8 protein-coding genes are annotated in these 14,770 nt (G+C 70.3%); 5 read left to right on the forward strand and 3 right to left on the reverse strand.

The features are described from left to right. The first annotated feature begins 43 nt into the window (after positions 1 to 43). The gene (locus tag OHB23_RS09650) at positions 44 to 598 is read left to right on the forward strand and encodes a helix-turn-helix domain-containing protein (RefSeq protein ID WP_056448549.1); all 555 of its coding nucleotides are present in this window, start codon (positions 44 to 46) and stop codon (positions 596 to 598) included. On the opposite strand, the gene OHB23_RS09655 is transcribed toward OHB23_RS09650, so the two are convergent. The 3 genes from OHB23_RS09655 to OHB23_RS09665 are packed head-to-tail and all read right to left on the reverse strand — an operon-like array spanning position 582 to position 4,397. Next, positions 582 to 1,532 (reverse strand): asparaginase, encoded by a 951-nt coding sequence (locus OHB23_RS09655; protein ID WP_328811465.1) that lies wholly within the window; start codon positions 1,530 to 1,532, stop codon positions 582 to 584. The two genes, OHB23_RS09650 and OHB23_RS09655, sit on opposite strands and share 17 nt — an antisense overlap. Then, the gene (locus OHB23_RS09660) at positions 1,529 to 2,992 is read right to left on the reverse strand and encodes an amino acid permease (protein ID WP_222639145.1); all 1,464 of its coding nucleotides are present in this window, start codon (positions 2,990 to 2,992) and stop codon (positions 1,529 to 1,531) included. The genes OHB23_RS09655 and OHB23_RS09660 overlap by 4 nt, the downstream gene beginning before the upstream one ends. A gap of 7 nt (positions 2,993 to 2,999) precedes the next feature. Further along, entirely contained in the window at positions 3,000 to 4,397 is a 1,398-nt protein-coding gene (locus tag OHB23_RS09665) for an aspartate ammonia-lyase (protein WP_328811466.1), read from the reverse strand. Between the two features lie 157 nt (positions 4,398 to 4,554). Here OHB23_RS09665 and recC point away from each other — a divergent pair, with 157 nt between their 5' ends. The 4 genes from recC to OHB23_RS09685 all read left to right on the forward strand — a co-directional run bounded on the left by recC (position 4,555) and on the right by OHB23_RS09685 (position 14,750). Continuing rightward, positions 4,555 to 7,890: an exodeoxyribonuclease V subunit gamma gene (gene recC / locus OHB23_RS09670; RefSeq protein WP_328811467.1), complete on the forward strand. Its 3,336-nt coding sequence runs from the start codon at positions 4,555 to 4,557 to the stop codon at positions 7,888 to 7,890. Between the two features lie 25 nt (positions 7,891 to 7,915). Further along, positions 7,916 to 11,230, forward strand: coding sequence for a UvrD-helicase domain-containing protein (locus OHB23_RS09675; RefSeq protein WP_328811468.1), 3,315 nt, complete (start codon positions 7,916 to 7,918; stop codon positions 11,228 to 11,230). Next, positions 11,227 to 13,104 (forward strand): exodeoxyribonuclease V subunit alpha, encoded by a 1,878-nt coding sequence (gene recD / locus OHB23_RS09680; RefSeq protein ID WP_328811469.1) that lies wholly within the window; start codon positions 11,227 to 11,229, stop codon positions 13,102 to 13,104. Before OHB23_RS09675 ends, recD begins: the two co-directional genes overlap by 4 nt. Positions 13,105 to 13,304: 200 nt before the next feature. Next, positions 13,305 to 14,750 (forward strand): hypothetical protein, encoded by a 1,446-nt coding sequence (locus OHB23_RS09685; protein WP_328811470.1) that lies wholly within the window; start codon positions 13,305 to 13,307, stop codon positions 14,748 to 14,750. The last annotated feature ends 20 nt before the right edge of the window (positions 14,751 to 14,770 follow it).

Consider the following 14,770-nt stretch of genomic DNA (forward strand, 5'->3'; position numbering starts at 1 on the left):
GAACGAGGGGAGTGTGAGACGAACACTGTGGCATCATGCAGTCATGTCCGACAGCGCACCCATCGCCGCGATCGCCGCGTCGCTCGTCCGGGAGCGTCGACGTACGGGCCTGTCTCTCGCCGAGGTGGCCCGGCGCGCGGGTATCGCGAAGTCGACCCTCTCCCAGCTCGAGTCGGGAACGGGCAATCCCAGCGTCGAGACGCTGTGGGCTCTGAGCGTGACGCTGAACGTGCCCTTCGCGCGCCTGGTGGAACCGCCGCGGCAGGAGGTCCGCCTGGTACGACGCGGTGAGGGTCCGTCGATCGCCGCGGAGTCGTCGGACTACACCGCGACACTGCTGTCGTCCTGCCCACCGACCGCGCGCCGCGACCTGTACCTGCTCGCCGCCGAGGTGGGGACGCCCCGGCTGTCCGATCCGCACATGCACGGGGTGATCGAACACGTGGTGGTGTCGTCCGGCCGGGCGGTGTGCGGGCCGGTGGACGCGACCGAGGAGCTGGGGCCGGGGGACTACCTGTCGTACCCCGGCGACGTGCCCCACGTGTTCGAGGCACTCGAGAACGGGACGACTGCGGTGATGGTCACCGAGCAGTACTGATCGAGGCCAGATCCGCTGTGATCGGCAGGCGATTGCTCAGCAACGCGCACAGCAGGATTCGCGCCTGGGCGGGACTGAGGTCGCCCGCGGACACCGCACCGGCACGTACCAGGTCGGCGCCCCCTCCGCCGCCGCCGTAAGTGGTGACGACACCGCCGGACGGCACCCGCGTCGACAACATCACCGGGACACCGGCATCGGTACACCGGCGCACAGCGTCGACGACGGCGGCGTTCGCATTGCCCGCGCCCATCGCCTGCAGCACGATCCCGTCGGTGCGGGCGGACCGCAGGGCGTCGATGACGAGTCCGTCGACACCCGGGTAGAGCGCGACCACGTCGACCCGGATCCCGTCGATCGAACTGTCCGGCAGCGTCTCCCGCGGAACCGGGTCCACCGCCGGCGTTCCGGAGTAGGCATCGAGCGCGGTCGTGTGCGATTTCCGTACCCCGCGGGCCCGGAGAACGCGCGGGCCGAAGGCGACGAGTACACCGTGGCCCCGTCGCTCGGGATCGGCGGCCACGCGGAGCGCCGACTCGACGTTGTGCGGGCCGTCGCTCTCGACGTGGTCCGCGGTGCGTTGGGCGCCGGTGATCACGACGGGGCGAACGTCGGTGTGGGAGAGATCGATCAGCATCGCCGTCTCCTCGAGGGAGTCGGTGCCGTGCAGGACGACGACACCGCTCACCGCGTCGTCACGCAGCGCCGCGGTGACGGCGCCGCGGACGGTGTCCATGTCGAGGAGCGACATCGCGGCACTGTCGACGCACAGGACATCGGTGACTCGGACCAGGACTCCCACGCGGAGTCCGGCATCCACCAGGACGTCGTGGGCGTGACGGCCCGTGGTGCTGACACCGTCGGGGCCGACGCGGCTGGCGATGGTTCCGCCGGTGGTCAGGACGACGACCGTCGGCAGTGCGGGTGAACTCATCGGGCGACCGTTCCCCCTCCCGCACGGGCGCGCTCGCGGGCGAGCCGCTCGATGCCCGGGCGCGCTGCGCGCCAGCCGATGACCAGCGCGGGAACGATGACCAGGAGGGAGGCGAGCGTCCAGGTGCCGATCGGGTAGTCGAAGCCCATCAGGACCAGGACGACCACCAGGAAGACGAGGGTGGCGATGCCGGTGTACGGGGCGCCGAACAACCGGAAGGACGGCCGCGTCACCACGCCCTCCTTCGACAGGTGCCAGAGCTTGAGCTGGCACAACACGATCATGGCCCAGGCGCTGACGATGCCGAGCGCGGCGAGATTGAGCACGATCTCGAACGCCTGCTCGGGCACCACCGCGTTCAGCACCACTCCGAGCAGGGTAACCGCTGCCGTGAGCAGGATCCCGCCGTAGGGCACGCCGGCCTTGCTCATCTTCATCGCGAAGCGCGGCGCGCTGCCCGCCGCGGCCATCGATCGGAGGATGCGACCGGTCGAGTAGAGCCCGGCATTGAGCGAGGACAGCGCCGCCGTCAGGACGATGAGGTTCATGGCGGTGTCCGCGCCCTCGACTCCGATCGAGCCGAAGAACGTGACGAACGGGCTCTCACCCGCGCGGTAGGCGGAGTAGGGCAGCAGGAGCGACAGCAGCAGCACGGACCCGACGTAGAAGACCGCGATGCGGATGATGACGGTGTTGATCGCCTTCGGAATGACCTTCTCGGGGTTCGGCGTCTCGCCCGCGGCGGTGCCGACCAGCTCGATGGAGGCGTAGGCGAACACGACGCCCTGGATGATGACGACGGCGGGCAGCAGACCGTTGGGGATCAGCCCGCCGTTGTCGGCGATCATCGACAGGCCCTGCTCCTGGTTCGGTGTCCCCTTGACGAGGAGGTAGAGGCCGATGCACAGAAACGCCACCAGGGCGAGCACCTTGATCAGGGCGAACCAGAACTCCAGCTCGCCGAACACTTTGACCGACACCAGGTTCAGGGACAGAACCAGCAGCAGTGCAGCGAGGGCGAAGACCCACTGCGGTACCGACGCGATCGGGTCCCAGTAGCGGCCGAAGAAGTTCATGTAGAGCGCCACGGCGGTCACGTCGACGACGGCGGTCATCGACCAGTTGAGCCAGTACAGCCACCCGGAGACGAAGGCGGCCTTCTCCCCGAAGAACTCGCGAGCGTAGGACACGAAGGACCCGGACGTGGGCCGGTGCAGCACCAGTTCGCCGAGCGCCCGAAGGATGAGGAAAGCGAAGAACCCGCATACCGCGTACGCGATGACGAGTGCCGGGCCGGCCTGCGCCAGACGTCCGCCTGCACCCATGAAGAGGCCGGTTCCGATGGCGCCGCCGATGGCGATCATCTGGACCTGCCGCGTTTTCAGGCCTTTGTGATAGCCGTCGTTCTCGGCGGCGTGGAGGGCGTCGTCGGCGCCGTGCTGATCGGTGGTCGTGGTCATCGGGTCCTCAGTTCTGGAGGTTCGCGAGATGTTCGGGGCGGAGCAGTTCTTCGAGACGTGTCGCTGTCAGGAGGCCGCGTTCGAGCACCAGCTCCGCGACTCCTCGTCCGCTCTCGAGTGCCTCCTTGGCGATCTCGGTGGCGGCCTGGTATCCGATGTGCGGGTTGAGTGCCGTGACCAGTCCGATGGAGTGTTCGACGCTGTCTCGCAGGTGGGCCTCGTGCGCGGTGATCCCCACGACGCACTTGTCCGCGAGCGTCCGGCAGGCCGCACCCAGGTGCGTCATGCCGGAGGTGAGCGACTCCATGATGATGGGCTCGAAGGCGTTGAGCTGCAGCTGACCTGCCTCGGCCGCCATCGTGATCGTGACGTCCTGGCCGATGACCTGGAAGGCCACCTGGTTGAGCACCTCGGGGATGACGGGGTTGACCTTGCCGGGCATGATCGACGAGCCCGCCTGTACTGCGGGCAGGTCGATCTCGCCGAACCCTGCACGCGGTCCCGAGGAGAGGAGGCGGAGGTCGTTGCACACCTTCGACAGCTTCACGGCGCACCGCTTGAGTACTCCCGAGAGATGCACGAACTGACCGACGTCCTGCGTGGCCTCGACGAGATCCGTCGCGCTGACGAGGGGGAGTGCGGTGATCTCGCGGAGGTGCCGGACCGCTGCCTCGCGGTAGCCGGGGGCGGCGTTGAGTCCGGTACCGATCGCGGTGGCGCCGATGTTGATCTCGTGCACCAACAGTGACGCCTCCTCGAGGCGGGCGCGGTCCTCGTCGATCATGACGGCGAACGTGCCGAACTCCTGGCCCAGTGTCATCGGCACGGCGTCCTGCAACTGGGTCCTGCCCATCTTGACGATGGAGCGGAACTCCTCTGCCTTCGCGCGGAAGGCGTCCTGCAGGATGCGCATCGACTCGGACAGTTCGGCCACCGCGAGGATCGTCGCGATGTTGCAGGCGGTGGGGTAGACGTCGTTGGTCGACTGGCCGAGGTTGACGTGCTCGTTGGGGTGCAGGTGCGCGTACTCGCCCGGACGGTGGCCGAGCAGCACCAGCGCGCGGTTGGCGATGACCTCGTTGGCGTTCATGTTGGTCGACGTGCCGGCGCCGCCCTGGATCACGTCGACGACGAACTGGTCGTGCCACCGGCCGTCCAGGATCTCGCGGGCGGCCTGCAGGATCGCGTCGCCGCGCATCTCGTCGAGAAGACCCAGTTCGATGTTGGCCGCCGCGGCCGCGTACTTCACGGCGGCGAGCGCGCGGATCAGCTTGGTGTTCGACGAGATCGGTCGTCCGGTGATGGGGAAGTTCTCGGTGGCGCGCAGAGTGTGGATGCCCCACAGCACGTCGGCGGGCACCTCGCGCTCTCCCAGCAGGTCGTGCTCGGTACGGGTGGCGGCCACGGCGTTCTCCTTCGCTTGCTGTCAGGCTGTCTGACAGGTTGAGTGTGAACCACGGCACAGTGGATGTCAACGGTGATCTGTCGGAGCCGGGCGCTACGGTCGGGTCGACACCGGACCTCACGGTCGGTGGGACACCACGACGTTCCAGGAGGGCCACGTGCTCGAGCTCCACCGCGCCGAACGCGCGAGCACGTTGGCCACCGGTCTCGCGACGCTGCTCGCCGAGCCCCTCGCGGACGCCTTCGCCGCAGACGTCGTCGCGGTCCCGGCGAAGGGCGTGGAGCGGTGGCTCCAACAACGGCTCTCCCTCTCGTTGGGGGCGGCAGGAGTGTCGGACGGCATCGCGGCGAACATCGACTTCCCGTCGCCCGGCCGCCTGGTCGACGACGTCCTGGCCGTGGTGACGGGCGTGGACGCCGACTCGGATCCGTGGGCCGCGGGCCCGTTGCTGTGGACCGTCCTACGCGTGATCGACGAGTGTTCGACCGAACCCTGGTGCTCGGTTCTCTCCCGGAGCATCGGCGGTGCGGCGGCGGCGCCCGACGATCACCGCCGTGGTCGACGCTGGTCCACCGCGTCCCACGTGTCCGGGCTCTTCCGTTCGTATGCCGCACAACGGCCCTCGATGATCGTCGACTGGGCGGCCGGTGCCGACACGGACGGCGCCGGCGCCCCGCTCGCGCCGGATCTCCTGTGGCAGGCGGAGCTGTGGCGCCGGGTGCGGGAGCGCATCGGGGTGCCCGGCCCCGCGGAGAGACTGGACCCGGTCTGCGACGCCCTCGCCGAGGACGGGTCGACGCTCGATCTTCCGTCGCGCCTGTCCCTGTTCGGGGCGACCCGTCTCACCACCCTGCAGCGACGCGTGCTGCGGGCGGTGGCCTATCACCGCGACGTCCATCTGTGGCTGCCACACCCCAGCCCGGTCTCGTGGGCTGCGACGTCCCGGCGTGCGGGCGCCGGGTCGGTGCGGCGTGTCGACGCGCCGCCGGTGTCGACGGCGGGTCATCCCCTGCTGGTGAGCCTCGGCCGCGACGTGCGCGAGTTGCAACCGCTTCTCGAACCGACGGCAGATGCGGACCGCCATCTCCCCGATCCGGAGCGGTCCGACGCGCGGCGTGTCGAGGCGTCGACGACGGTCCTGAGGCGGATGCAGAACGACATCGTGGCCGACCGCGCCCCGGCCGCGCCCGACGTCCCGGGGATGGACGACAGCGTGCAGATCCACGCCTGCCACGGCCCCGCCCGGCAGGTCGACGTGCTGCGCGACACCTTGCTGCACCTCTTCCAGGACGATCCGACGCTCGAACCGCGCGACGTCCTGATCATGTGCCCGGACGTGGACACCTTCGCTCCGCTCGTGCGAGCGGCCTTCGGGAACGAGGGCGCGGTGGGCGATCCCTCGGCGCACCCGGCGCACGGACTCCGCGTGCGGCTGGCGGATCGGGGGCTCCGGCGCACCAATCCCGTGCTCGACGTGATCGCGGCGATGATCGAGATGGCAGGGGACCGCGTCACCGCGTCGCAGATGCTCGATCTCGCTGCGTCCGAGGCTGTGCGGACCCGGTTCCGCTTCTCCGACGACGATCTCGAACGGCTCGCCGAGTGGACACGGGTGTCCGGTGCGCGTTGGGGCATCGACTCTGTGCAGCGAGAGTTGTTCGGTCTGGGCGACTTTCGTCAGAACACGTTCACCGCGGCCATGGACCGACTGCTGCTCGGCGCCGCTGCCGACGAGACCACGGGGGACTGGCTGGGCCTGGCCCTTCCCGTGGACGACGTCGACGGGAACGACATCGATCTCGCCGGTCGGTACGCAGAACTGGTCGACCGGGTCTCTGTCGTGTTGCGCGGTATGCGGGGCGAGCATCCGGTCCGGACGTGGCGCGCGAGCCTGATCCGAGCGATCGACCTGCTCACCGAGGTCGGGCCGGCCGACGTCCGACATCGGGTCGACGCGCTGCGGGAACTGTCCGCCGCGCTGGAACACGGTGACGACATCTCCCTGCAGCTCGCCGACATCCGGTCGATGTTGCGCGATCGCCTGGCCGGGCGCCCGACGCGATCGAACTTCCGCACCGGAGAACTGACGGTGTGCACCATGGTCCCGATGCGGTCGGTGCCGCACAGGGTGGTGGTGTTGCTCGGGCTCGACGACGACGTCTTCCCACGCGCCGGCCACCTCGACGGCGACGACGTCCTCGCACGCGGTGCGCTGATCGGCGAGCGTGACATCCGCAGCGAGGACCGTCAGCTGCTGCTCGACGCCCTCATGTCGGCCGGCGAAAAATTGGTTCTCTTCCACACCGGGGCGAATCCGGTGTCGGGTGCCCACGAACCTCCCGCCATCCCGTTGTCCGAGGTCATCGAGGTCGTGGCGGCCACGGCGGGGGTCGAGAACAACCGCGCGGTCACGCGGCACCCGCTGCAGCCGTTCGATCCGTCGATCTTCGACGGCAGCGCTCCCGCCGGGTTCGACAGTGCCGCGCTCGCGGGCGCGGTGGCGGCGAGCGCTCCCTTCGTTCCGCGGCAGCCGTTCCTCGATGGTCCGCTTCCAGCGCGAGACTCCGCGGACGTGGCGTTGGCGGAGCTGGTGGCGTTCGTGCAGAGCCCCGTCACCGCGTTCGTGCGGCAGCGACTGAAGGTGGGTCTGTCGGGGCGGGACGACGACGTCGTCGACGCCCTCGCCGTGGAGCTGGACGCGCTGTCGGCCTGGGACATCGGAGAGCGCATGCTGTCGGCGCTCCTGACCGGTGTGGAACTGGCCGACTTCCGGGCCGCGGAGTGGCGCCGCGGAACGCTGCCGCCCTTCGCGCAGGGTGCGCGCCTGCTCGAGCAGATCGAGAACGACGTGGTGCCCATCGCCGACGCGGCGGCCGAGATCCACGTCGGGCCGCCGGAGAGTGTGGACGTCGTCGTGGATCTGGACGGGGGACGGCGGCTCACGGGCACCGTTCCCGGGGTGCACGGCACCACCGTGGCGCGCACGTCCTATTCGAGGATGGCCCCGAAGCGGCGACTGGAGGCCTGGATCCACCTGCTGGCGGTCGCGGCGCAGAGTGGCTCGGACGGGTGGACGGCGGTCACCACCGCGCGGGGTCGGTCCTCACGGCCCGTGTCGCGGTCGACCCTCACGACACCCGAGGACGCCCGCGCGGTTCTGGCAGAGCTGGCGGACCTGCGCGACCGCGGTCTGCGCGAGCCACTGCCTCTGGCGCTGAAGTCCGGGGAGGCGTACGCCGCCAGAGTCGTTCGGGGAAGCAGCGAGGAGATGGCCCTCGCGGCGGCAGCTCAGCAGTTCTCGGATCGGTTCGGCGACGTCACGGAGCCGGCGGTACTTCTGGTGCACGGAAGCGGAGTCGACTTCGGGCAGTGGACAGCGATTCCTCCGGCCGCCGACGAGGCGAAGTGGTCGGCCGACGGCACGCGCTTCGGTGTGCTCGCGCGACGAGTGTGGCAGCCGTTGCTCACCCACGAGAGCATGGAGCAGCGATGAGCGCTCCCGAAGGTATGGAGCAGCGATGAGCACGTTCGATCTGACGGGGCCGCTCCCGCTGGGCACCACCGTGCTCGAGGCGAGCGCCGGCACGGGCAAGACCTACGCCATCGTGGGCCTCGCCGCCCGCTACGTCGCCGAGGGCGTCACCGACATCGCGGGCGTACTGCTGGTGACGTTCAGCAAGGGCGCGACGCGCGAGCTTCGCGAACGCACGCGTGCACGCTTCGCCGAGGTCGCGGCCGCCCTGGCGGATCCGTCGGCGGCCCGTACGGGCGGTGACGAGCTGATCGCACTGCTCGCCGACGTCGACGACGACGAGGTGGTGCTGCGGCGCACTCGGCTGCTGACGGCGCTGTCGGAGTTCGACGCCGGGACGATCGCCACGACGCACAGCTTCTGCCAACGCATGCTCGACGGACTCGGGATCGCGGGCGAGCGGGAACCGGACGCGACCTTCGTCGAGTCCGTGGACGATCTCGTCGACGACGTGGTCGACGACCTGTATCTGCGTCGCTACAGCGCAGAGGTCGGTTCGCCGCCCCTGACCGTCGCGCAGGCGCGCACGGTGGCCCGGGCCGCGGTCTCGGACCGGCGGGCCGTGCTCAGTCCGGACGCTCCCGACGACACGGCGGCCGGTCAGCGGGTCGCGGTGGCCCGCGAGGCGCGGGAGGAGACCGAGCGCCGGAAGCGGAGGCTCGGGGTCCGTGACTTCGACGACCTCCTCGAACTCCTGCACGGCGTGCTGTCGGACGAGACGCACGGCCCGGCCGCGTGCGCGCGTGTCCGCGAGAAGTTCACGGTGGTGCTCGTCGACGAGTTCCAGGACACCGACCCGCTGCAGTGGTCCATCCTGCGGAGGGCGTTCCACGGGCAGTGCACCCTGGTTCTCGTCGGTGATCCCAAGCAGGCCATCTATGCGTTCCGCGGCGCCGAGGTGCTCAGCTACCTCGACGCGGTCGCGGTGGCGGACCGGCATCTGGCACTCACCACCAACTGGCGGAGCGACGCGGCCGTGATCGGCTCGCTCGCGCACCTGTACGAGGGTGCCGCACTGGGACATCCCGACATCGTCGTCACTCCGGTGACGGCATCGCACCGGGAACCTCGGCTGCTGGCCGCCACGACGCGGGACCCGCTGCCTCCAGTGCGCCTGCGCGTGTTCGGTCGAACGGGCTCCGGTCCGCTGAACAACAAGGGCCTCCCGGCCACCGAGAAGGTCCGACTGCGTATCGCCGACGACGTCGCGCAGGACATCGTCGCGCTTCTCGACGGCGACGCGACGCTGACGGTCGACGGCGCGTCGCCGCGGCCTGTCGCTCCCGGAGACATCGCCGTGCTCGTCCGGTCGGGCAGACAGGCCGAGCAGGTGCGGTCCGCTCTCGAGCGCGCCGGCGTGCCGTCCGTGCTGTACGGCGGCTCGTCGGTGTTCGCCACCGAGTCCGCGGTGCACTGGCTGCTGCTCCTGCAGGCACTGGAGCAACCGCACCGTGCCGACGTCGTGCGGCGCGCCGCGCTCACACCGTTGCTCGGATGGTCTGCTCGCAGCCTCGACGAGGGTGGCGACGCCGCGACCTCCGCACTGAGTGCGCGCTGCCGCGAGTGGTCCGCGCTCGTCACGGGGGTGGGCTTCGCGGCGATGGTCGAGAATCTCACCGGATCCACCGAGCTCCAGAAACGTCTGCTGGCAACCGAATCCGGTGAACGCGATCTGACAGACCTGCGGCACGTCGCGCAACTCGTCCAGCGCGAGTCGCTCGAGGGCGGACACGGGGTGACCTCGTTGACCCGCTGGCTGGCCGACCGGATCCAGGACCCCACGAGCGGCGCTGTGGCCGACCGCAGCCGACGGCTCGACAGCGATGCCGAGGCCGTGCAGGTGGCCACGGTGCACGCGATGAAGGGGTTGGAGTTCCCGATCGTGTACGTCCCGTTCGCGTGGGGTGCCGCCGGATCGTTCGATCCGGACACCCTGCTCTTCCACGATGACGAGGGTGCGCGTGTGCGCGACGTCGGTGGGTCCTCCACTCCGGGGTACCGCGAACGCAAGCAGCGCCACGACGAGGAGGCGGCGGGCGAGGAGATGCGCCTCCTCTACGTCGCCCTGACCCGCGCGCAGTGCCGTCTGGTGCTGTGGTGGGCACCGACGGCGATCACGGCGGCGTCCCCGTTGCATCGACTGCTCTTCGGCAGAGTGCCCGGCATCGCGGAACCGGAGTCGACGGTGCGCCTGCAGGACGATGCCTCCGCGACGACGACCCTGCAGTCGCGCTGCGGCAGCGCGATCGGCGTCGAGGCGGTGCAGGACGTGACGGTGGTGGCCCGGCCCGCGCGGACGTCCGAGAGAAGCGGTGGCGCACTGGCCGTCGCGGACTTCGACCGGAGGCTGGACACCGCGTGGCGGCGAACGTCCTACTCCGCGCTGACCGCGGGCGCGCACGATCAGCCGGTCGAGGTCGTCGAATCCGAGGACCCGATACTCGGCGACGAACCGGTGGAGGACCCGTTCGCGGCAGGTGTGGGCGCGGGGGCCCCCTCGCTCATGAACGGTCTGCCCGCGGGAGCCGCGTTCGGCACCCTGGTGCACGAGATTCTCGAGTACGTCGACACCTCCGTCGACGATCTGCCTGCAGAGGTGCAGCGCCGGTGTGTCGAGGCCGTCTCGGCACACGGTGCCGACATCGACGCGGATCATCTCTCTCGGGCGCTGACGGCCGTCCTGCGCACGCCCCTGGACTTCGGCGCGGCGGGCACCGGCACGCTCGCCGAGGTCCACCCGTCGAACAGGCTCGCCGAGATGGACTTCGAGATCCCGTTGTCGGGCGGTGACCACGCCGCGACGGCGCACGTGACCGTGCACGCCGTCGCCGATCTCGTGGCGGACCACCTCGCTTCGGACGACGTGCTCGCGGCCTATCCGCAGCGGATGCGCCGACTCGACGACCGGACGCTCCGGGGCTACCTCACCGGCAGTGTCGACACGGTCCTGCGTGTCGGGTCGTCCGACGATTCCCGCTACGTGGTGGTGGACTACAAGACCAATCGCATCAGAAGTGGCGACCTCACCGTCGACGACTTCACGGTCGAGGACATGGCCGGCGAGATGATGGAGTCGCACTATCCGCTGCAGGCACTGCTCTATTCCGTTGCGCTGCATCGCTATCTGCGGTGGCGTCGACCGGGATACGACCCCCGGGTACACCTCGGAGGAGTGCAGTACCACTTCGTCCGAGGCATGATCGGCCCGGACACTCCGCCCGGGCGCGGGGTCTTCTCCTGGGCGCCGTCCCCCGATCTCGTGACGGCGCTGTCCGATCTGCTCGCAGGAGTCCGGTCGTGACCGCGGCGTACCCGGGCGCTGTCGCGCAGCGCGGCAAGGGAGTGCTGCGCGCGTTCAACGACGTCGGCGTCCTCACCGCGGCCGACGTGCACGTCGCCCTCCGACTCGGCGCGCTCGGCGGGGAACGGGACGAACTGGCGCTGTTCGCCGTGGCACTCGCCGTGCGCGCGGTGCGCGTCGGCTCGGTGTGCCTGGACCTGACCCGCCTGCGCGACGTCACGGCCGACGACGGGGTCGACACGGACGCTCTGCCGTGGCCGGACGACGCGGCGGTCGTGGCCGCCCTCCGGGCGAGCCCACTCGTCCTGGGCGGGGAGAGCGGTCCGCTGCGACCGGTGCTCGTGGTGGACACCGCGGACGGCCCGTTGCTCTACCTACAGCGGTACTACTTGCAGGAGAAAGTGATCCGGGACGTGCTGGCTGCGCGCGCACTCGACGCGCCGGCTGTCGACGTGGAGGCGGTGCGGCAGGGACTGGCCACCTACTTCCCGAGCACCGAGGTGCCCGACAGGCAGCGCATCGCGGCGGCACTCGCGGTGACCGGGTGGACCACCGTCATCGCGGGCGGCCCCGGAACGGGCAAGACGCACACGGTCGCGCGCATTCTCGCTCTGCTCACCGCAGTGCACGGCCCCGGTCTACGGATCGGGCTCGCCGCGCCGACCGGGAAAGCGGCTGCGCGACTGCAGGAGTCGGTGGCCGAGCAGGCACCGGAACTCGGACTGCGAGGCGACATCCCGGCGATGACGGTGCATCGGCTGCTGGGCTGGCAGCCCGGCAGCCGCAGTCGGTTCCGTCACGACGCACACAACAGGCTCCCGTACGACGTGGTCGTCGTCGACGAGACGTCCATGGTGTCGTCCACGCTGATGAGCCGACTCATGGAGGCGGTCCGCGCCGACACCAGGCTCGTACTGGTCGGCGATCCCGACCAGCTGACCTCGGTGGACGCGGGCGCGGTGTTGGCCGATCTGGTCGCGCGGCCGGTGACGGCGGCGTTGCCGGAGGTGGTCACCGCCCTGGTGGGCGCCGACCTCGGGTCCGTCCCGGCGGCGGGGGACTCGTCGGAGAAGAGTCTCTCGACGGGCGAGGTGCGCCGACTCGCCGCGGGCACCGTGCGACTGAGCCGCGGGCGTCGGTTCGGCGGTGTCATCGCCGATCTCGCCGTCGCTGTGCGTGACGGCGACGAGGACGAGGTGGTGCGCCTGCTGAACTCGGGCGATCCCGCCCTCGAGTTCGGTCCGCGGTCCGACGTGTCGTCGCTCGAACGCGATGTGGTCTCCACCGCCCGGGCCGTGACCGCGGCCGCCGCGTCCGGTGATGCGGCCGCGGCCCTCGCCGCTCTCGAGCGGCACCGCCTGTTGTGCGCGCACCGTGAGGGCCCCTCCGGTGTGGATCACTGGGCACGGTGGGCGATGGACCGCGTGGGCGCCGACACCTCGACCTTCCTGGACGCCGCACAGTGGTATCTCGGGCAACCGCTCCTTGTGACGACGAACGACCACGACAACCGTATCTACAACGGCGACACCGGCGTGGTCGTCGACGACGGACACGGCGGCGTGGTCGCCGCGTTCGCGCGCGGGTCGACTCCGTTCCTCGTTCATCCCAGCAGGCTGTCGGCCGTGCAGACGGTGTACGCCATGACGATTCACCGCAGTCAGGGAAGCCAGTACGACACCGTCTCGGTGGTCATCCCGGACGAGACGTCGTCGCTGTTGACGAGGGAACTGCTGTACACGGCCATCACGCGCGCCCGCCGCACCGTGCGCATCATCGGCAGCGAGGAGTCGGTGCGCGCCGGTGTCCGTCGCCGGGTGCTGCGGGCCAGCGGACTGCGTCGCGACTCACCGGTGCCTTTCGGTCACTCCTGACTCCCGCGCGCGGCGTGTCGTGGCAGTCGGTTGTCCGAGCACTGCCCGCACGTCGTGCGTGTGCGCTATATTCTCCTCGACTGCGGTCGGGGGGACCGTTACAGGCGGTGAAAACAGGACGGGGGACAGGGTATGAGGAGTCGTCACCACCTGCCCGTCGTCCGGTCCACCTCGGCACCGAGCCGCGACGAGCTCGCCTAGTGTCCACATTCCTCACCCCGGGCGTCGAACACGAACCGCGACCGCACCGCCGCGGGTTGTTCGGCTCGCACCCCGGGACCACCGAGAGCGAGGATCGGCGGGTCCTGTCCGGCGCTCTCCCCGTCCGACACCGCATCGTGATCGCCGACATCGGCCTCGGCGAGGATCTCGGCACCGATGCGTTGGCCGGGATGTCCGCAGCGGTCGGCGAGCGTCGGCCGGGGGGCGTGATCGCCTGGGATCTGGCCGGTGAGGCCACCGGGCACGGTGCCGCCGCGCAGATCGCCGAGGACGTCGAGGCCCTGGTGGCACCCGAGTGCGATCCGCGAGCACTGTCCCACTACGTCGACACCCGGCCCGAAGGGCACGATGCTCTCGGAGCGGATGCGTCGCTGCAGGACCCGCACGCCATTGAGGCCGTTCTGACCGTCCTGAAGCACCACCGGCAGACCGTCGTCGTGCACGCCCGCAGCGACGAGCCGTACTTCGTCGCGATGATCGACGACGCGGACTCGATCGTCGTCCCGATTCCCCATTCCGAGGCCGCCGCACTGCGCGTCGTGGCACTGATGGACTCGCTCCGCGGCAGCGGCCGCGACACCTGGTCGGATCGCATCGTCGTCGTCAAACACGATGCGGTACATGCCGGTTCGCGGTCCGGCTCCACGGATCTGCGACGCGTGCTCGGGGATGCGGGCGTCCGCACCGTGCTGGACGTGCCGTCCACGTCGGACTCCGATGCGGACGTTCGCCGCGCCTGGTCGCACGTCGCCGCCGTCGTGATGCGGACGCGCGGGCCGGTACGCCCGATCGTTCCCGACGCGCACCCGGGTCTGCACGCCGACGACCACACACCCTCCTTCGACAGCACGACGGCGACACTGCGCGCGCGCTCTGCCGACACCCGGCCGAGTCGTCGCAGCGGGCGACTTCCCGCCCTCGCCGCCCTCGGTGCCCTTCTCGTCGCGGGAGGACTCGGCACCGCCGTCATGATGCAGCGCGCCCCCGCGGATTCCGCACCAGTCCCGGTCGCCACCGCGGGTGTCGGTGCGGACGCGGCCGATCAGACCGCGTCGGCGGCGCCGCCGCCGATCGATGCTGCCCGCGCGAGTGGTCCCGCCGTGATCGTGCGCTACGACGATCTGTACTACCGAGATCGCGACGCCGCAGCGGCCGCAGCGCTCTGGGATCTGTCCGACACGGCCGGTGTGGACGCCACGGTGGCCGATCTGCAGCGATCCATCGACGCGGTGGACCCGGCGATACGGCACCGCATCGACGTGGCGCCCACCTCCGACCCGCTCGTCTTCGACGCCGTCCTGACACTCACGGTTCCGGACGGCCGGGAGTTCCGGTACGACCAGCAGTTCACGGTGCGGGAGGACGACGACGGCTTCGCCATCGTCCGCAAGATCGACTGCACCGGCGTCTGTCCCGCTCCGTGACCCGTCTTCCGGCCCTCCTC

The organism is Rhodococcus sp. NBC_00294, assembly GCF_036163995.1.
Taxonomy (GTDB): domain Bacteria; phylum Actinomycetota; class Actinomycetes; order Mycobacteriales; family Mycobacteriaceae; genus Rhodococcoides.